This window comes from Candidatus Sphingomonas phytovorans (assembly GCA_029202385.1).
GTDB classification, from domain to species: domain Bacteria; phylum Pseudomonadota; class Alphaproteobacteria; order Sphingomonadales; family Sphingomonadaceae; genus Sphingomonas; species Sphingomonas phytovorans.
On the sequence record CP119314.1, the window covers coordinates 2,941,424 to 2,960,052 of the forward strand.

Sequence of the window (18,629 nt, forward strand, 5' to 3'; positions counted from 1 at the left end):
CCTTCCTGTCCGTCGAATCGGACATGAAAAAGACTACGCTCGAAACCGGATCGGGATGCTGAATGGAGCGGTAATCTGGCGTACAGGTGCCGCGGGCCGCCGCGCTATCCGCGCGGTTGCTGCTGCGTCGCGCAATGGATGCCCCCGCCCGATTCACCGATCGCATCGATATCGAGCATCACCACCGCCCGGCCGGGATAGAGCGTCGCCAGCGTCTCGCGTGCCTCATCGTCGGCACGCTGGTCGCCGAACTGCGGCGCAATGACCGCACCATTGCAAACATAATAATTGACATAGCTGGCGACGAAGTCCTCGCGCCGCGAGCGGATATCCTCCGGCTCGGGCAGGCGGACGATGGACAGCCGCCGTCCGCGCGCGTCGGTCGCCCGTTCGAGGATGCCCAGCGTCCGGTGCGCCGACAGCGATCCCGGATCCCCGGGGTCGAGCTCGTCGTCGATCTGGATCACCACCCGGCCCGGCCCGACGAACCGCGCCAGTCCGTCGATATGATCGTCGGTGATGTCGGCACCCTTGATGCCCGGCGCCCAGATCATCTTGCGCGCGCCCAGCGCCACGCCGAGCCGCGCGGCGATGCGGTCGGCGGAGAGCCCCGGATTGCGATTGTCGTTCACCCAGCAACTGGCATGCGCCAGCATGGTACCGTCGCCGTCATGCTCGACGCCGCCCTGCTCGCCGACCACGCCGCTGTCGACCAGCGCCAGGCCAAGCCGGGACGCAACACGGCGCGCGACCAGCGCGTCGTTGGCATGGGGCTGCTTGCCGCCCCAGCCATTGAAGCGGATATGCGCGACCGCCAGCTTGCCGTCAGCGCCGCGCACGAAGGTCGGGCCGCTGTCGCGGCACCAAAGATCGTCGGTCGGGATCTCCCAGAACTCGACGCCGCCGGAAAAGGCCGGCCGCTTCAGGCCGATCGCATCGGGCGCGGCGAGCATCGCCACCGGCTCATGCTCCGCGATCGCGTTGGCGACACGGACGATCGCCGCCTGCACCCTCGTCAGGTCGCGCGCGCCATAGGTCGCGACAGCCACCGGCCATTGCATCAGCGTCCGCAGGTGTGGTTCGCTTTCGAGCGGCATCTCGTACGGCGCCGCTCCAGCCCGCACCGCAGCGGCGCAGCCGCCGCCCGGCAATCCAATGCCCATCGCTATCCCGGCCTTGAGTCCGACCCCGATCATCGTCCGTCGATCCATCACGCGATACTGGCCGCTCCGCCAGCCGAGTCAATCTCAGCCTTTGCCGGCACCGCATCGGCGGGAGGGCAAAGGGCCGGGGCGGCCGATTTCGATGGGCAGGTTCGATTCTATTCTCGCCCCATCCGTGGCAGCCCCCGGCAATGGATAGCATCGCCTTAGAAAAGTCGGCCCGCGCCGGCGCGTTGAATCAAACCATCCGAAAGGGGGAACCCGCCCCGACTGGGAGCGATTTTTCCGCCACTTTCCGCACATTTTACCGCTGTTCCGCAGTAACAGGGAAAATCGCCCCCAAGCCTTTGATCCGAAAAGAGGATTTCGACCCGAAAATCCAACATAACAGCGGAAGAAAAAACGAAAGCGCCGAAACAGCAGAAAACAGCGGTGAACCAGCTCGATTCAAACGCCCCGGCCGGTCCCGAGCGCGCCGCCGCCCGGCCTGTCCACGGCAAAATCCCGACTGCTTCGGCACGCGCGCCACCTCCCCGATGACGGCTCGCAAAATTCCCGCTACCCAACCGCCGATGCACGCCCCCTCCCCCGCCCCGACTCCGATGATGGCGCAATATCTCGCGCTGAAGGCCGATGCAGCGGATTGCCTGCTCTTCTACCGCATGGGCGATTTCTTCGAGATGTTCTTCGAGGACGCGAAGATCGCCGCCGCCGTGCTCGACATCGCGCTCACCGCCCGCGGCGAGCATGACGGCGTGCCGATCCCGATGTGCGGCGTGCCGGTCCATGCGGCTGAAGGCTATCTCGCCCGCCTGATCAAGGCCGGCCACCGGGTCGCCATCGCCGAGCAGACCGAAAGCCCGGCCGAGGCCAGGGCGCGGATGGGTTCCAAGGCGCTCGTCTCCCGCGCGATCATCCGCGTGGTGACGGCCGGCACGCTCACCGAGGAGGCCCTGCTCGACGCCCGCACCGCCAATTGGTGCGTCGCGATCGGCGAGGTCGCGGGCGGCGTCGCCCTCGCCGCCGCCGACGTCTCGACCGGCCGGTTCGAGCTGATCGAGACCGATGCGGCAGGACTGGGTGCCGAACTGGCCCGCCTCGCCCCGGCCGAGACGATCGCGTCGGAAGCCGGCACGTTCGCCGAGATCGCGACCACGCTGCGCCCCCGCAGCGAGTTCGACACCGCCAATGGCGAGGCGCGGCTGAAGGCGTTGTTCGGCGTCGCCACGCTTGACGGCTTCGGCCAGTTCAGCCGCGCCGGCCTTGTCGCGGCCGGCGGGCTCGTCGCCTATCTCGATCACACGGCGAAGGGCTCGCTCCCCTTCCTGCGCCCGCCGCGCCTGCTCCAGGCAGCGCAGCAGATGGCGATCGACGGCGCCACCCGCGAAAGCCTTGAACTAACCGCCACCGCCTCGGGCCAGCGTAAGGGCAGCCTGCTCGACTCGGTCGACCGTACCGTCACCGGCGCCGGCGCGCGCGCGCTTGCGGCCGATATCGGCGCCCCGCTGGTCGATCGCGCCCGGATCGAGGCCCGGCTCGATCTCGTGCAGCTGCTCCATGACGATAGCGGGCTGCGCGAGGCGCTTCGATCCACGCTCCGCAGTCTTCCCGATGTCGGCCGCGCGCTCGGCCGCCTCGCCGCCGGACGCGGTTCTCCCCGCGATCTCGGCCAGCTTCGCGACGGGCTCGACGGCGCGTGGAAGCTGGGCGAGCGGCTCGACAGGATCGACCAGCCCCCCGCCCTGCTCGCCGAGCTTGCCCCGCAACTGCGCGGTCATGGCGGGCTGATCGACCTGCTCTCCCGCGCGCTCGTGCCCTCGCCGCCGATCGACGTCTCGGCCGGCGGCTATATTGCCGAGGGCTATGACGCCGCGCTCGACGATTTGCGCGATGCCGGTGCCGGCGGCCGTCGCGCCATTGCAGCGCTTGAGGCGGAATTCCGTACCCAGACCGGCGTGTCGGCGCTCAAGATCCGCCACAATGGCGTGCTCGGCTATCATATCGAGGTTCCGGCCCGTGCCGCCGATCCATTGATGAAGGCGGACAGCGGCTTCACCCATCGCCAGACGCTCGCCGGCGTGGTCCGCTTCAACGCGCCCGCGCTGCACGATGTCGCGATGAAGGTGACCCAGGCAGGTGCCCATGCCCTCGCCGCCGAAGCCGCACATCTCGAAGACCTGACAACGGCGGCGCTCGACCGCCGCGAACCGATAGCCGCGACCGCCGACGCCCTCGCGCGGCTCGACGTCGCCTCCGGCCTGGCGGAGCGCGCGGCGGAGGGCGGCTGGACCCGTCCTGCCCTGGTCGAACATAGCTGCTTCGAGATCGAGGGCGGCCGCCATCCCGTGGTCGAGAACGCCCTGGCCGCGCGGGGCGAGCGCTTCGTCGCGAACGACTGCAGGCTCTCCGAGGACTCGCGCCTCTGGCTGGTGACCGGCCCGAACATGGGCGGTAAATCGACCTTCCTGCGCCAGAACGCGCTGATCGCGGTGCTCGCCCAGGCCGGTGCCTATGTCCCAGCGACATCAGCGAAGCTCGGCCTGGTCGATCGCCTGTTCAGCCGGGTCGGTGCTTCGGACAATCTCGCAAGAGGCCGCTCGACCTTCATGGTCGAGATGGTCGAGACCGCCGCGATCCTGGCCCAGGCGACACCGCGCAGCTTCGTCATCCTCGACGAGGTCGGGCGCGGCACCTCGACCTATGACGGACTCGCCATCGCATGGGCGGTGGTCGAGGCGATCCATGAGGACAATCGCTGCCGCTGCCTGTTCGCCACCCATTATCACGAGTTGACCCGGCTGGCGGAACGCTGCGACGCGCTTACCCTCCACCACGTCCGCGCGCGCGAATGGAAGGGCGATCTGGTCCTGCTCCACGAGGTGAGCGAAGGCCCGGCCGATCGCAGCTACGGCCTCGCCGTGGCGCGGCTGGCGGGCCTCTCCCCGGTGACGATCGCCCGCGCCAAGGCGGTCCTCGCCAAGCTCGAAGCCGGCCGCGCCAAGACCGGCGGCATCGCGGCCGGCCTTGACGACCTGCCCCTCTTCGCCTCGGTTACCGCCGAGGTCGAGCAGGAGACCGACCTGCTGAAGACCGAGGTGGAGAAGATCGACGTGGATGCGCTGACGCCGCGAGAGGCGCTTGACGTGCTGTATCGGCTGAAGGCGCTGGCGAAGGAGTCGTGAGCGGAGCGACCCTCTTCCGCTCTCTCCCCCTGTGGGAGAGGGAAGGGGCCCATCGCATAGCGATGGGAAGGGTGAGGGGGACACGCGCGAGGGTTTCGAACCTCACTCCCCCTCATCCGGCCCTCGGGGCCTCCGTCTCCCACAAGGCGAGAAGGAAAGAAGATGGCGCTGCAACGCGCGTGACGCCATCCTTCGAAACCCCTATCTCCCGATCATGACAGGCCGCTTCGACTCCCTCCCGCACCGCCGCGCGATCATCGATCGCCGCTTGCTTGCCGATGCGCTTGCCGCGCTTGAGGGCGAGGACAAGCTCGCGCTTCGCCGCGCCGCCACCGATATCCTCAAGACGGCGCTCGACGCCGGCCGCGCCGAGATCGCCCGCCGCCTCATCGAGCATCCCTCGCGCGGGCTCGAGGCGGCCGCCGCCCAGGCATTCCTGACCGACCAGCTTCTCCGCCTGCTCTACGACTTCACCGTCACCCGCCTCTACCGCCTGAGCAACCCGACCGCGGCCGAACGCCTCACCCTGATCGCGGTCGGCGGCTATGGCCGCGGCGAGATGGCGCCCTATTCGGACATCGACATCGGTTTCCTCACCCCCTGGAAACAGACCGGCTGGGCCGAGCAGGTGATCGAGACCATGCTCTATGCGCTGTGGGATCTCGGGCTGAAGGTCGGCCATAGCAGCCGCTCGCTCGATGAGATGGTCCGCCAGTCAAGGAGCGACGTGACGATCCGCACCGCCTTGCTCGAGGCGCGCTATGTCTGGGGCGACATGGCGCTTTACGACGAAGCGGCGGCGAAGTTCCACGCCGAGGTACAGGCAGGCACCGCGCGAACCTTCATCACCGAGAAGCTCGCCGAGCGCGAGGTGCGCCACCGCAAGATGGGCGACACGCGCTATGTCGTCGAGCCCAATGTGAAGGAGGCCAAGGGCGGCCTGCGCGATCTGCACACCCTCTTCTGGATCGGCAAATACGCCTATAATGTCAGCGAGCCCGCGCAGTTGGTCGAGGCCGACCTGCTCAGCCGCGCCGAATACCGGTTGTTCCACCGCGCCGAGAACTTCCTCTGGGCGGTGCGCTGCCACCTCCACAGCATCGCCGGCCGCGCCGAGGACCGGCTGACCTTCGACCTGCAGCGCGAGATCGCCGAGCGGATGCGCTTCGCCGACCGGCCGGGCAAGTCGAGCGTCGAGCGTTTCATGCAATATTACTTCCTGCAGGCGAAGACGGTCGGCGACCTGACCGGCGTCTTCCTGGCGCATCTCGACGAGAAGTTCGCCGCGCGCGGGCGCCGTTTCGGCTTCCCGACGCTCCGCCGCGCGCCGGGCAAGCTCAACGGCTTTACCATCGACCGCGGCCGGCTCGCCTTGCCTTCCGACGACTTCCTCCAGAAGAAGCCGGTCCGCCTGATCGAGATGTTCGCGCTGGCCGACAGGCACGGCATGGAGATCCACCCGCTAGCGATGCGCGCCGCCGCGCGCGACGCGAAGCTGGCCGACGACATCCGCCGCGACCCTCAGGCCAATGCGCTGTTCCTCGACGTGCTGACCTCGCCGCGCGATCCGGAGACGGTGCTGCGCTGGATGAACGAGGCGGGGGTGTTCGGCCGCTTCGTGCCGGATTTCGGCAAGGTCGTGGCGCAGATGCAGTTCGACATGTATCACCATTACACAGTCGACGAGCACACCATCCGCGCCATCGGCCTGCTCGCGAAGATCGAGCGCGGCGAGCTCAACGAGGATCATCCGCTCTCCGCCGCGATCATGAAGCAGATCGTCTCGCGCCGCGTGCTCTATGTCGCCGTGCTGCTCCACGACATCGCCAAGGGCCGCGGCGGCGATCATTCGATCCTGGGTGCGGAGGTCGCGCACCGGCTCTGCCCGCGCTTCGGCCTGAACGCGGCGGAGACCGAGACGGTCGCCTGGCTGGTGCGATGGCACCTGCTGATGTCGGCCACCGCCTTCAAGCGCGACCTGTCCGACTTCAAGACCATCCTGGATTTCTGCGAGATCGTGCAGAGTCCCGAACGCCTTCGCCTCCTGCTGGCCCTGACCGTGGTCGACATCCGCGCGGTCGGCCCCGGCGTGTGGAACGGCTGGAAGCGCCAGCTCCTTTCCGACCTCTATGAATCGGCGGAGGAAGTGCTCCGGCTCGGCCACAAGCAGAAGGGCCGCAGCGAACGCATCGCCGCCAAGCAGGAAACGTTGCAGGCAGCACTCGGCTGGGACGATGCCCGCTTCGCCGCGCTGGTGAAGCGCCTGCCCGAACCCTATTGGGTCGCCGAGCCAGAGGATGTGCTGGTCCGCAACGCGCGCGTGATCGAGGAGGCCGGTTCGGCCCAGCTCTTCATCGCGGCGCAGGTCTATCCGGAACGCGGCGCGACCCTCGTCACCGTCTATGCCGCCGACCATCCCGGCCTGTTCTACCGAATCGCCGGCGCGATCAGCGTCGCGGGCGGCAACATCATCGACGCGCGAATCCACACCACGCGCGACGGCATGGCGCTCGACAATTTCCTCGTGCAGGACCCGGTCGGCCGCCCGTTCGACGATGCCGGCCAGCTCGGACGGCTGAAGAGCGCGATCGAGGATGCGCTGGCCAACCGCTCGAAGCTTGCCGACCGGCTGATGGCCAAGCCGCTGCCGCGCACCCGCGCCGAGGCGTTCGACATCGCGCCGAACGTGCTGATCGACAACCGCGCCTCGAATCGCTTCACCGTGATCGAGGTCAATGCGCGCGACCGGCCGGCGCTGCTGCACCAACTCGCACATGCGCTGTTCCAGTCGAAGGTGACGATCCACTCGGCGCATGTCGCCACCTATGGCGAGCGCGCGGTCGACACTTTCTATCTGACCGACCTGACCGGCGACAAGATCGCCGGCGGCCTTCGCCTCAAGGCAATCGAAAAACGCCTGCTCGAAGCGGCGGCAGGCACACCGATGCAGGAAGCCGCATGATCTGACACAGGAGAGTCCTATGCCGGTATTGGGAATTGGCGGCCTGTTCTTTCGCGCGACCAACCCGGACGCGCTGTCGGCCTGGTATCGCGAGCATCTGAACGTCGGCGCGGGCTGCGTCGCGCTCGACCAGGGAGCCCCCGACGAATGGGCGTGGAAGGCGGCGGGCGGCCCGGTCGTCTTCGCGCCGTTCAAGGCCGACACCGACTATTTCGCCGCCGACCGCCAGTGGATGATCAACCTGCGCGTCAGCGACCTCGATTCGCTGCTCGAACAGCTCAACGCAGCCGGCATCGAGATCATCACCAAGCCTGAATGGAACGACCCGTCAGTCGGCCAGTTCGCCCGGATCCACGATCCCGAAGGCAATGCGATCGAGTTGTGGGAACCGCCGGCCTGATTCAAACCGGTGCCATATCCTTATACTCACCCGCTCCACGCGAACTGAAGGGCAGCGCCCGACCCGAAGGATCGGATCGGGCGCCTTCGGTCAGAAGCGCTTGCGCAACGTCACGCCATAGGTGCGTGGCTCGGCGAGGAAGGCGGAGAAGATCTGGTTGCCCACCGCGAAACTCGGCGCGCCGAACTTCTGAACCTGGGACTGCGATCCCGCCCCTTGGAACGGGGCATTGAACGCGACCTGGGTGTAGTTGGTGTTGAGCAGGTTCTGCGCCCAGAATTCCAGGCTCCAGTTCTGGTCCTTCCCGCGAAGGCCGACACGGGCGTTCATCAGGAAATAGCCGTCCTGCTCCTTCTCGACGAACAGGTCGGACCCGGTGTTGTAGTCGGAGCTCAGGCGGCCATCGACATAGAACAGGGCCGACAGCCCGCTCGTCCCGATATCCGGCGTCCAGCTGGTCGACATGGTCACGACGTTGCGCGGCGCATTCGACATCTGCTGGCCCGGCAGCAACGCCAGGAACGGATCGAGCGCCTCGCCCGCTTCGCTGCCGACCAGGTTGTGGCGATACTTGGTGTCGGCCAGCGTATAGCCAAGGTTCACCGCGAAGTTGCGCGCCGGATACAGCCCCGCCTCGATCTCGATACCCTGCGACAGCACGCCATACTTGACGCCGGCGGAGCAAGCGCCGGTCGCGGCGCTGTTGTCCCCGTCCGCCCCGTTCAGGCTCGCTTTGCACGACCCGATATTCTGGACGATGTAGTTGGTGCCGTTGAACGTGTTGAGCTGGAAGTTGCTGAACTCCTGACGGAAACCCGCGACGTTCAGGGTGAACTTGCGCGAGCTGTACTTGAAACCGACCTCGTAGGAATTGACCGTCTCCGGATCGAAGCGAAGCAGCGCCGCGTTCGGGTTCGCGGTGGTCGATGCCAGATATGCCGGGCCGAGGTCCGAACGATCGAGGTTATAGCCGCCCGCCTTGTAGCCGCGCGAATAGCTCGCATAGACCATCAGCCCGTCGACCGGCTTGTACGAGATCACGCCGGTGCCGGTGAGCTCGCCCTCGCTCAGGCTGTCGCTGATCGTCTTGCCGCTCAGCGCCGCCGTCGAGTTGCCGGTGCAGCCGAGCGTGATGATGCCCGCCGCGGTGGAGGCAAGCGCCGGGTTGGCCAGCAGGCCGCCAAGGCCGCCCTGCGCCGTGCCTGCCTGAAGCGCGCCGCAGATGGTGTTGTTGTTCTGGAAGGTGGCGTTGAAGTCCTTCTTCTCATGCGTGTAGCGCAGGCCGGCCGTGATGCTCAGCCGGTCGGTGATCTTGAAGATATTGTGGGTGAAGACAGCGAAGTTCTCGCTCCGCTGGTTATAGACGTCGCGGGTGGTGCCCAGGTCGTTCAGCGTGCTGAGACGGTTGAGGTTGGCGATGACCAGCGGCGCGGCGGCGCCGAGCGCCCCGTTCACCGCGGCGATCCCGATCGGGCTGAGGCAGCCCGGGGCAGCCGGATTGCGCAGCGCGGCGGACGGGCTGATGCCCGAGACGACGCGGCAGGCAGCGAAGGCGCCATACTGCGTGCCGAACTTGAGGTTGTCGACGACCTGAAGGTCCTCGCGGCTGTAATAGCCGCCGATCAGCCAGTCGAGCTTGTCACCGAAGGCCGAGCCGTTCAGCCGCAGCTCCTGGCTGAAGGTGTGGAACTGGCGATAATTGTTGCCGTCGGCCGGGCGGTAGCCGATGTCGAGGCTGCCATAGTCGATGTCGGACGCGCCGCCCGCCTTGTACTCGCGATACGCGGTGATCGAGGTCAGCGAGGCGCCGCCGAAATTCCAGTCGATCTGCGCCGACCCACCATAATCCTTGGTGACGTTGCTATAGGCGCGGCCCGGGCTGTTCGCGATGCGGCGGTTATAGGGATCGTCGGCGCTCGGGAAGACAGCGCCCATGCTCTTCATGATGTCGACGATGCGGTTGGTCGGCGAGACGGCATAGTCGCCTGGCACGCCCGGGGTCGGATCGACCTTCTCGCGCAGGTCGACATAGACCGCGCCGCAGCATTTCTCGTTGCGATAGGTATAGTCGCCGATCAGCCGTACCGACAGGTCGGAGCTTGGCTGGAACAGAAGCTGGCCGCGCACGAAATAACGGTCGCGATTATTGTAGTCGGTCTTGTTGACCGTGTCGTAATAGAATCCGTCGCGCTTGCCGTAGACACCGTCAAGACGGAAGGCGAGCGTGTCGGTGATCGGCCCGGTGACCGCGCCGGCGACACGGATATTATTGTAGTTGCCATAGCTTGCCTCGCCATAGCCGCCGAAGTCGAACGACGGCGCCTTGGTAATGACGTTGATCAGGCCGGCGCTCGCGTTACGGCCGAACAGGGTGCCCTGCGGCCCGCGAAGCACTTCGATCCGGTCGACCTCGCCGATATCGTTGAGGCCCGAGCCGGTGCGGCTGCGATAGACGCCGTCGATGAACACCGCGACCGAGCTTTCCAGGCCGGGATTGTCTCCGACCGTGCCGATGCCGCGAACGCGGGCCGACGCATTGGCCTCGCTGCCGGTGGAAGAGACGAGCAGCGACGGCGCGAGCTGCGCCAGCGCGCGAATATCGGTCGCGCCCGAATTCTGCAGTGCCTGCTGGCTGACCGCGGAGACGGCGATCGGCACTTCGGACAGACGCTCGGCGCGGCGCGTCGCCGTGACGATGATGTCGGAGCCGCTTTCGTCCGCGGCGGCGGTGTCGTGCGCGGCGGACTGGGCTTCCTGCTGAGGAGCCGGCGCGTCCTGCGCAAAGGCGGGTACGGTGAATGCAATGGCAGCTACAGACCACAGATACGCGGATTTACGCATTATGACATTCTCTCCGATTTTATTTTTTGAGTATTGGGTATCCTCTCGAATAGCCGCAGCGAGCCATTCGTCCATAGGCAGAAAGCCCGTGGCCGGGATTTTTTGAATAACTGTGATGCTGAGGCGCAACAAAGAGACCGAACCGGTCTTATTGACCGGCGGACTGACGCTACGGAATGCTTGGATTAGGCGAAGCCGCCCGGAGAATTCCGCGGCAACGCCGTCGCCGCGGAAAAAATCGTGTTTCTGCTATGTTACTTAGGCGCGAGGACCATCAGCATCTGGCGGCCTTCCATGCGCGGATAGGCCTCGACCTTGGCGGTCTCGACCACATCGGCCTGGACACGCTGGAGCAGCGCCATGCCGAGCTGGCCGTGGCTGAGCTCGCGGCCGCGGAAGCGCAGGGTGATCTTGACCTTGTCGCCTTCGCCGATGAACTCGATCACCTTCTTCATCTTGGTGTCGTAGTCGTGGTCGTCGATGTTCGGACGCATCTTGATCTCCTTGATCTCCTGCGTCTTTTGCGACTTGCGCGCGAGGTTCGCCTTTTTCTGCGCCTCGTACTTGAATTTGCCGACGTCGAGGAACTTCGCGACGGGCGGATCCGCGTTGGGCGACACTTCTACAAGGTCGAGCCCGACACTCTGCGCCTGCTCCATCGCTTCACGGGTGTACATGACACCGAGGTTCTCGCCGTCCTGATCGATCACGCGGACCTTGGGCGAGACAATGAATTCGTTGAAGCGCGGGCCGTTCATCGGCACGGGCGCCCCTTGGGGACGCCGGATCATGGGAGGACGGATAGGTACTGCTCCTTGGTGGTTGGACAGGGCGATATAGTGATTTTTCGCGTGTTGGGGAAGATGCCCCCGGCTTTCGCCGGGAACAGCTCGAAGATCGGCTTAGAGATCGGGTGGGGTCGCCCCCTTCTTCAGCATGACGATCGCCTCATCGAGGCTCAACATCTGCTGCCGGTCACTGCCGAGCTGGCGCAGCGCGACCGTCCCTTCCTCCGCCTCGCGCTTGCCGACGACAAGCAGATTGGGGACCTTGGCAAGGCTGTGCTCACGCACCTTGTAGTTGATCTTCTCGTTGCGCAGGTCGGTCTCGACCCGCAGCCCCGCCGCCGCCAGCTTCGCCGCGACCTCCTTCGCATACGCGTCGGCGTCGGACACGATCGTCGCGACCACCGCCTGCACCGGCGCGAGCCAGAGCGGGAAACGGCCGGCATGATGCTCGATCAGGATGCCGATGAAGCGCTCGAACGTGCCCAAAATGGCGCGGTGGAGCATCACCGGGCGGTGGCGGTTGCCGTCCTCCCCGACATAGCTGGCGTCGAGTCGGTCGGGCAGCACGCGGTCCGACTGGATCGTGCCGACCTGCCAGGTACGGCCGATCGCGTCGGTCAGGTGGAATTCAAGCTTCGGCGCATAAAAGGCGCCCTCGCCGGGCAGTTCCTCGAACTTCGCCTTGATCGTGTCACTCAGCGTCGACTCGACGACCGCCTGGCGCAGCTCGGCCTCCGCGCGGTCCCACATCTCGTCGGTGCCGAAGCGCTTCTCCGGGCGAAGCGCGAGCTTCACCGCATAATCCTCGAAGCCGAGATCGCGATAAACGCTGTCGAGCAGCTCGCAGAAATTGCGCACTTCCTCGATCAGCTGGTCCTCGCGCACGAAGATATGCGCGTCGTCCTGGGTGAACTGGCGCACACGCATGATGCCGTGCAGCGCGCCGTGCGGCTCGTTGCGGTGGCAGCAGCCGAACTCGGCCATGCGGATCGGCAGATCGCGATAGCTCTTGATACCCTGGCGGAAGATCAGGACATGCGCCGGGCAGTTCATCGGCTTCAGCGCCATCAGGTCGGACTTGCCCGACAGGATCGGCGCCTCGTCATCAGTCGAGGGGATCTCGTCCGGCACGACGAACATGTTCTCGCGATATTTGCCCCAATGGCCGGACTGCTCCCACTGGCGCGCGTCCATCAGCTGCGGCGTCTTCACCTCGGCATAGCCGGCCGCATCAAGACGGCGGCGCATATAGGCCTCGAGCTGGCGCCACAGGATATAACCCTTGGGGTGCCAGAACACCGAGCCCTGCGCCTCGGACTGAAGGTGGAACAGGTCCATCTCCTGGCCGATCTTGCGATGGTCGCGCTTCGCCGCCTCTTCCAGACGGAAGAGATGCTGGTCGAGCTGCTTCTTGTTGAGCCAGCCGGTGCCATAGATGCGGCTGAGCATCGCGTTGTTCTGGTCGCCGCGCCAATAGGCGCCCGAGACGCGCGTCAGCTTGAACGCCTGGGGATCGAGCTTGCCGGTCGAGGCGAGGTGCGGCCCGCGGCACATGTCGAGCCAGTCGCCGCCGGACCAATAGACCGTCAACTCCTCATGCTCCGGCAGTTCGGCGGCCCATTCGGCCTTGAAGCTCTCGCCCTGTTCGCGCCAGCGCTGGATGAGCTGCTCGCGGCTCCACACTTCGCGGCGGAGCGGCTTGTCGGCGGCGATGATCCTGCGCATCTCCGCCTCGATCGCGGGCAGGTCCTCCTCGGTAAAGGGCCGGTCTTTCGGCGCGAAGTCGTAATAGAAGCCGTCGTCGGTCGAAGGGCCGAAGGTGATCTGCGTGCCGGGGAACAGCGCCTGCACTGCCTCGGCCAGCACATGAGCATAATCGTGGCGGGCAAGCTCAAGCGCGTCCGCCTCATCACGACCGGTCACCAGCGCGAGGTTCGCGTCGCCCTCGAACGGGCGCATGATGTCGCGCAGATCGCCATCGACGCGCGCGGCGATCGCCGCCTTGGCCAGGCCCGGACCGATCGCCGCGGCGATGTCCGCCGGGGTAGTCCCCGGGGCTACCTCACGGACGGAACCGTCGGGCAGCGTTATGCGGAACATCTCGGACATGACGAAATCGGTACTTTCTGTGTTGATGGAAGAAGCGCGGGCTTATGCACGCGTGACCTATATAGGCAAGTCAGAGGGCGATTCTTAGCATCAGTTCGGCGGCATCGATCAACGTCTTGCGTTCTTCGTCGGAAAGCCGATCGGCAATCCGGTCGGCCAGCCAGCGCCGCCGCTCCTGCATCGCCCCGCGCAACGCCTTGCGCCCTTTCACCGTGATCGAGATCACCAGGTTGCGCCGGTCCTCCGGGTCGGGCGCCCGTTCGATCAGTTCCCCTGCCTCCATGGCGGCGAGCAGGCGGGTCAGCGATTGCGGCTTCAGTCCCTCCGCCTCGGCGAGCGCAACGCCCGGCATCGGCCCCTCGCGATACAGTGCCGCCAGCAGGCCGATCATGCCGGTGCTGAGGTCACCGGGTGGCACCTCGGCCCGCAACCGGCGACCCAGCCGGGAAATCGCCCGGACGATCAGGGCGATATCGGAATCGCGATGGAGCTGGCTCGACATAATAATACGCATAGCGTATTAATTTACCGACTCAAACCGGAAGATGGATTCGTGATGACCAGGCTGACGGCGATCCTGCCCTGCAACGATCTCGATGCGTCCGAGGCGTTCTACAACCGGCTCGGCTTCTTCCAGGAGGAGGCGAGCAAGAACGAACATGACGGGTATCGCATGCTTTCCGACGGACGCGGCGGCGACATCCACCTGACGGATGCGGTCGAGGGCTGGCTGATCAAGGGACGGAACCCGTTCGGCCTGTATCTCTATACCGAGGATGTCGATGCGTTCGCGGCGCGCTTCCCGGGCAAGATCCTCGAAAAGAGCGGCCCGACCCACAAGCCCTGGGGCATGTACGAATTCGCGCTGAGCGACCCCGACGAGACGCTGGTGCGGATCGGATGGCCAAGCCGGTTGATGGCATGACCATGGAGACCGAGGGGCCGAGCATGCGCGACTTCATCATGCTGATGCACGACGACACGGTCGACGCACTGTCTCTGGACATGTGGCCTCCCTATCTGGCAGCCCTGCGCGCGCTGGGGATATTCGACGGGGGCAGCTCGATCGGAACCGGCGACATGTTCCGCAAGCAGGGCGCGCCCGGGGTCATGAGCCCCCATCTCGGCGGGTATATTCGGGTGCGGGCGGAGGATCTGGCGTCGGCCCGCGCGCTGCTGTCTGGCAATCCCGTCTTCGAATGCGGCGGCACGGTAGAGATCCGCGAACTGCCGCGCGATTGAGGCGCCCGAAAGCCGACTATCCGGAAGCGGAAAAAAGCTGACGGCCGCCGAGCGATTTTGCGGATTGACCTTCCATCTGGTGGAGACCGTAATCGAGTCGCCATGGGAGCGAAGTCGTACACAATTGGCGATCTGGCCCGGCTTTCGGGCCAATCGGTCAGGCGTATCCGGTTCTATTCGGATCGCGGGCTGCTGCCGCCGAGCCTTCGAACAGCGAAGAACTATCGCCTCTACACGGCGGTAGATGTCGCCAAGCTCGATCTCATTCGTGCGTTGCGCGAAGCCGGGGTTGAGCTCGACCTCATCCGGCGCTTGCTTGAGCGCAAGCTGTCGTTGGCCGACGTACTGCGGACCCGACTCGAAATCCTCGATGCGGAAATTGCAGCGAGACGCCGAATGGCGATCGTCCTTCGTGCCACGCTACGCCTCCCAGACCCTGCCGAAGACGATCTAAGGAGGATTTGGACCATGAGCAAAATAAGCGGCAACGAGATGCGGACCCTCATCGAGGGCTTCTACGATCGCATCGCGAGCGATGCGGCGATCGACGACACAATGCGTGCGCAGATACTGGCATCGAACATCCCGCAACTGCCCGACGACCCGGGGCCTGAACATCTGGCCGCCTGGGATGAACTGGCCGGCATGCTTGCCGACGACGATTTCGTTCGCGAGATGCGCCAGGCGATGAACGCATTCTGGACGGACACGCTCGATCCTGCGGCCTATCAGACAGCCTCGATGGAAGCCTATGACGCTTCAGCCAGGGCCGTCGCCGAAGGCCTGTCGCCTGACGGCGATCAGGCCGCGACGATTGCCCGCCATTGGCTGGGAAGATCAGCGGCAGCCATGGGCCGAAGACCGGATCGCGCCTTTGCCGACTGGCACATGGCGCAATACCAGCAGCTGTCGGGCCGGATCGGGCGATATCGCCAGCTTCTCGCCGAACTGCGCGGGCAGAAGGCCTCGGGGGAAGAGCAGGCAGCGTGGACATGGCTTAACGATGCGATCCGGGCGACTTTGAGCTGACCGGCCGCCGGTCCGTTTCCTGCTTCTCGCAAGCCGGGAGCGGATCGGCAGCTTCCCAGTCATTGGCACGACACGCAACCGGGTATTGCGCGTAAGTTTTCGCCAGCGGGAGCAGGAATCACGCAAGCCCGAACGGCACCACCTTGTTGTCCGCATCGTGGCCGATATCGGCCGCCCCCAGGAGTGGCACCCCCATCTCGCGACACCAGCGCTCGACCATCTGGAGCACGCTTTCAGCGAAGGGCGGATCGTTGGGGACTACATCGCTCACCCGCCCCAGCCGCACGCCCGCGAGGCCCCTTAGCTGGGTTGCATGGGCCATATGGAACAGCATCCGGTCGATCCGGTAGAGCGGCTCGGACAGGTCCTCGATCATCAGGACATGGCCGGTCAGGTCGGGCAGCCATGGCGTACCGATCAGGGCGTTCAGGATTGCGAGGTTGAAGGCCACGGCCGGCGCTGCGCCGAGGCTCGGCTCGAGTCCGGCACGATCGCTCCGGACCAGCCAGCCGAGGGTCCGCGCGACCGCCGCCTCGCCCCGGTCACGCAGGAGATCGCCGACCAAAGGGGCGTGGACCGAGCGGCCGATCCGCCCCGCATGGAGCGCCCCGAGCAGGAAACCGGCGTCGGAATAGCCGCAATAGCTTTTCATGCGGGCGGCGGGCCCAAGGTCCGGCATCACCGCCTGCAGGATTCGGTTAGCGCCATACCCTCCGCGTGCGAACCACAACGCACCGATCGCAGCGTCGTTGGCGACATCCAGAAACGCCCCCGCCCGCACATCATCGGCGCCCGCGAAATGCCCACCGTCGCTCAGAAAGCATTGCGGATGGAAAACGAGCTCGGCTTCCGGGAAGCGTTCAGCCGCGAACGCCGTCGCACGGTCGGCCAGCGCCCGGTCGATCGGCCTTCCGGGTGCGACGATTCCGATCCGCATTACCACCCTCTCGCTTGCCCCGATCCGCGAATCCCGCGATAGCGCGCAGCCATGCACGACGGCAAATCCTACTTCTTCGTCGGGATCGGCGGCAGCGGCATGATGCCGCTTGCGATGATCCTCGCCGGCAAGGGCGCCCGCGTCGCGGGATCGGACCGGACGCTCGACCAGGACCGGCTTCCCGCCAAGTTCGCCGATCTGCGCGCCAAGGGCGTCGCCCTGTTCCCGCAGGACGGCAGCGGCATCACCTCGGCAAGCCAGATCGTCGTCGCCTCCGCCGCCGTCGAATCGACTGTCGCCGATATCGTCGCGGCAGACGCGGTCGGCGCGAAGCGGATGAGCCGCGCGGAACTGCTCGCCAAGCTGTTCAACGCGGCTCCGTTGCCGATCGGCGTGGCCGGCACATCGGGCAAGTCGACCGTGACCGGCATGATCGGCTGGATCCTGCACGCCACCGGCCGCGACCCGACCGTGATGAACGGCGCGGTGATGAAGAATTTCGCGGGCGAGGATGCCCCCTTTGCCAGCGCGCTGGTCGGCGGCGGCGAGGCGTTCGTGAGCGAGGTCGACGAGAGCGACGGATCGATCGCGCTCTACTGGCCGAAGATCGCTGTGCTCAACAATGTCAGTCTCGATCACAAGTCGCTCGACGAGCTGCGCACGCTGTTCGGCGATTTCATCGCGCGTTCGACAACCGCTGTGATCAACCTGGACAATGCCGACGGCGCGGCGCTGGCGACGACGCTGCCGCCGGAACGCTGCCTGACCTTCTCGATCGGGCTTGAGGCGGACCTTGTCGCGATCGGTCTGGTGCAGCGTCCGTTCGGCGTCGATTTCAGCCTGTCCGAACGCGGCGCGGCGCCGGTGGCAGTGTCGTTGAAAGTACCCGGTCGTCACAATGTGTCGAACGCGCTCGCCGCGATCGGCGCGGTGCGCGCGGCGGGCGTGCCGCTGGCCGAGGCGGTACGGGCGATCAGCGGCTTCACCGGGCTTCGGCGGCGGATGGAACTGGTCGGCGAGGCCAACGACATCTCCGTGATCGACGATTTCGGCCACAACCCCGACAAGATCGCCGCCACGCTCGACGCGCTTCACGCCTTTCCCGGGCGGCTGCTCATCCTGTTCCAGCCGCATGGCTATGGCCCGCTCAAGGTGATGCGCGGCGAGCTGGTCGCGACGCTGGCGGACAAGCTGGCTGCGGAAGACCTGCTCGTCCTGCCTGACCCGGTCTATATGGGCGGCACAGTGAACCGCGAGGTGACCAGCGCCGATATCGTCGCCGACGTCGCCGCCACCGGGCGCACGGCACTCCATATTCCCGCGCGCGAGGCAGCCGCCGCGCACCTCGTCGCAGAGGCACGGCCCGGCGACCGGATCGTGGTGATGGGCGCGCGGGACGATACGCTCAGTCAGCTTGCCGCGGATATGCTGGCAAGCGTCGCGAACAAGGCTGGCAAGCGGCCGCAGGCGTGATTATCTCCAACCGAAGCGTAAAGATGAGGCCCGCCATGTTCCGCCGCCTGTTCCTGGATCACCCGAAATCGGTCGGCGAAAGCTATACGGAGCATTTCGGCGTCGCCTCGCACTTCGGGCTGAAGATGATGTGGGGCGGCGCGCGCTGCACGCTCCACGCGGTGCTGCCCTTCATGTTCAAGACCGCGGGCAGCGACACCATCACCGTTCTCCATGCCGAACTGGTCACCAAGCGCAACGCAGCCCGTGCGGAGCAGACGCAGATCACCACCGTCGAATATGTGATCTGACGGCCGCTTTGGCCGTCCCCGCCTGTTCCGGATACACGACGGAACAGCGGCATCCTGACATTCTCGATCAATGCAAAGGCCGCCTGGACGACCTCGCTGTCTGGGCATGTCGGCCTGTCGACATCGGAAATGAGATTGACTCGCAATAGCATGATTACTATCCGCCCGGTCGAACGGGGGAATAGGAATGCGTGGAGCTTTACTGGCAGCGGC

The 18,629-nt window shown here is 65.9% G+C and carries 14 protein-coding genes and 1 pseudogene; 9 read left to right on the forward strand and 6 right to left on the reverse strand.

Annotation, left to right across the window (positions count from 1 at the left end; all coding sequences use genetic code 11):
* Positions 1-104: 104 nt before the first annotated feature.
* Positions 105-1,196: an agmatine deiminase family protein gene (locus P0Y59_13445; protein ID WEJ97965.1), complete on the reverse strand. Its 1,092-nt coding sequence runs from the start codon at positions 1,194-1,196 to the stop codon at positions 105-107.
* 569 nt (positions 1,197-1,765) lie between these two features.
* Here P0Y59_13445 and mutS point away from each other — a divergent pair.
* The 3 genes from mutS to P0Y59_13460 all read left to right on the forward strand — a co-directional run bounded on the left by mutS (position 1,766) and on the right by P0Y59_13460 (position 7,707).
* Positions 1,766-4,345: a DNA mismatch repair protein MutS gene (gene mutS / locus P0Y59_13450; protein ID WEK02572.1), complete on the forward strand. Its 2,580-nt coding sequence runs from the start codon at positions 1,766-1,768 to the stop codon at positions 4,343-4,345.
* A gap of 214 nt (positions 4,346-4,559) precedes the next feature.
* Entirely contained in the window at positions 4,560-7,307 is a 2,748-nt protein-coding gene (locus P0Y59_13455; GenBank protein ID WEJ97966.1) for a [protein-PII] uridylyltransferase, read from the forward strand.
* A 19-nt stretch (positions 7,308-7,326) separates the two neighbouring features.
* Positions 7,327-7,707, forward strand: coding sequence for a VOC family protein (locus P0Y59_13460; GenBank protein ID WEJ97967.1), 381 nt, complete (start codon positions 7,327-7,329; stop codon positions 7,705-7,707).
* Positions 7,708-7,797: 90 nt separating this feature from the next.
* Here the strand turns inward: P0Y59_13460 and P0Y59_13465 are convergent, their stop codons facing one another.
* From P0Y59_13465 to P0Y59_13480, 4 genes are all read right to left on the reverse strand, one after another.
* Positions 7,798-10,548, reverse strand: coding sequence for a TonB-dependent receptor (locus P0Y59_13465; protein WEJ97968.1), 2,751 nt, complete (start codon positions 10,546-10,548; stop codon positions 7,798-7,800).
* Positions 10,549-10,802: 254 nt separating this feature from the next.
* Positions 10,803-11,339, reverse strand: coding sequence for a translation initiation factor IF-3 (infC, locus tag P0Y59_13470; GenBank protein ID WEJ97969.1), 537 nt, complete (start codon positions 11,337-11,339; stop codon positions 10,803-10,805).
* A gap of 111 nt (positions 11,340-11,450) precedes the next feature.
* Positions 11,451-13,445: a threonine--tRNA ligase gene (gene thrS / locus P0Y59_13475; protein WEJ97970.1), complete on the reverse strand. Its 1,995-nt coding sequence runs from the start codon at positions 13,443-13,445 to the stop codon at positions 11,451-11,453.
* Positions 13,446-13,515: 70 nt separating this feature from the next.
* Complete coding sequence (locus P0Y59_13480; GenBank protein ID WEJ97971.1) at positions 13,516-13,959, reverse strand: MarR family transcriptional regulator; 444 nt, start codon at positions 13,957-13,959, stop codon at positions 13,516-13,518.
* Positions 13,960-14,001: 42 nt separating this feature from the next.
* Here P0Y59_13480 and P0Y59_13485 point away from each other — a divergent pair, with 42 nt between their 5' ends.
* The 4 genes and pseudogenes from P0Y59_13485 (at position 14,002) to P0Y59_13500 (ending at position 15,716) form a co-directional block, all read left to right on the forward strand.
* Entirely contained in the window at positions 14,002-14,370 is a 369-nt protein-coding gene (locus tag P0Y59_13485) for a glyoxalase (GenBank protein ID WEJ97972.1), read from the forward strand.
* Positions 14,346-14,687 carry a hypothetical protein gene (locus P0Y59_13490; protein ID WEJ97973.1) on the forward strand — a complete coding sequence of 114 codons (342 nt, stop codon included), beginning with the start codon at positions 14,346-14,348 and terminating at the stop codon, positions 14,685-14,687. The genes P0Y59_13485 and P0Y59_13490 overlap by 25 nt, the downstream gene beginning before the upstream one ends.
* 102 nt (positions 14,688-14,789) lie before the next feature.
* Positions 14,790-14,999 (forward strand): annotated as a pseudogene (locus tag P0Y59_13495) (MerR family transcriptional regulator).
* Positions 15,000-15,155: 156 nt separating this feature from the next.
* Complete coding sequence (locus tag P0Y59_13500; GenBank protein ID WEK02681.1) at positions 15,156-15,716, forward strand: hypothetical protein; 561 nt, start codon at positions 15,156-15,158, stop codon at positions 15,714-15,716.
* A 118-nt stretch (positions 15,717-15,834) separates the two neighbouring features.
* Here the strand turns inward: P0Y59_13500 and P0Y59_13505 are convergent, their stop codons facing one another.
* On the reverse strand, positions 15,835-16,653 hold the full coding sequence (locus P0Y59_13505) for an LD-carboxypeptidase (GenBank protein WEJ97974.1): 819 nt from the start codon (positions 16,651-16,653) through the stop codon (positions 15,835-15,837).
* A 51-nt stretch (positions 16,654-16,704) separates the two neighbouring features.
* Between P0Y59_13505 and P0Y59_13510 the strand changes: the two genes are divergently transcribed.
* Both P0Y59_13510 and P0Y59_13515 read left to right on the forward strand, forming a co-directional pair.
* Entirely contained in the window at positions 16,705-18,126 is a 1,422-nt protein-coding gene (locus tag P0Y59_13510) for a Mur ligase family protein (GenBank protein WEJ97975.1), read from the forward strand.
* A 35-nt stretch (positions 18,127-18,161) separates the two neighbouring features.
* Positions 18,162-18,416 carry a DUF6356 family protein gene (locus P0Y59_13515; protein ID WEJ97976.1) on the forward strand — a complete coding sequence of 85 codons (255 nt, stop codon included), beginning with the start codon at positions 18,162-18,164 and terminating at the stop codon, positions 18,414-18,416.
* Positions 18,417-18,629 lie beyond the last annotated feature (213 nt).

Coding starts and splice junctions, on each gene's coding strand:
- P0Y59_13445 (WEJ97965.1), bottom strand. CDS start 1,196: ATGATCGGGGTCGGACTCAAGGCCGGGATAGCGATGGGCATTGGATTG.
- mutS (WEK02572.1), top strand. CDS start 1,766: ATGATGGCGCAATATCTCGCGCTGAAGGCCGATGCAGCGGATTGCCTG.
- P0Y59_13455 (WEJ97966.1), top strand. CDS start 4,560: ATGACAGGCCGCTTCGACTCCCTCCCGCACCGCCGCGCGATCATCGAT.
- P0Y59_13460 (WEJ97967.1), top strand. CDS start 7,327: ATGCCGGTATTGGGAATTGGCGGCCTGTTCTTTCGCGCGACCAACCCG.
- P0Y59_13465 (WEJ97968.1), bottom strand. CDS start 10,548: ATGCGTAAATCCGCGTATCTGTGGTCTGTAGCTGCCATTGCATTCACC.
- infC (WEJ97969.1), bottom strand. CDS start 11,339: ATGATCCGGCGTCCCCAAGGGGCGCCCGTGCCGATGAACGGCCCGCGC.
- thrS (WEJ97970.1), bottom strand. CDS start 13,445: ATGTCCGAGATGTTCCGCATAACGCTGCCCGACGGTTCCGTCCGTGAG.
- P0Y59_13480 (WEJ97971.1), bottom strand. CDS start 13,959: ATGCGTATTATTATGTCGAGCCAGCTCCATCGCGATTCCGATATCGCC.
- P0Y59_13485 (WEJ97972.1), top strand. CDS start 14,002: ATGACCAGGCTGACGGCGATCCTGCCCTGCAACGATCTCGATGCGTCC.
- P0Y59_13490 (WEJ97973.1), top strand. CDS start 14,346: ATGGCCAAGCCGGTTGATGGCATGACCATGGAGACCGAGGGGCCGAGC.
- P0Y59_13500 (WEK02681.1), top strand. CDS start 15,156: ATGAGCAAAATAAGCGGCAACGAGATGCGGACCCTCATCGAGGGCTTC.
- P0Y59_13505 (WEJ97974.1), bottom strand. CDS start 16,653: ATGCGGATCGGAATCGTCGCACCCGGAAGGCCGATCGACCGGGCGCTG.
- P0Y59_13510 (WEJ97975.1), top strand. CDS start 16,705: ATGCACGACGGCAAATCCTACTTCTTCGTCGGGATCGGCGGCAGCGGC.
- P0Y59_13515 (WEJ97976.1), top strand. CDS start 18,162: ATGTTCCGCCGCCTGTTCCTGGATCACCCGAAATCGGTCGGCGAAAGC.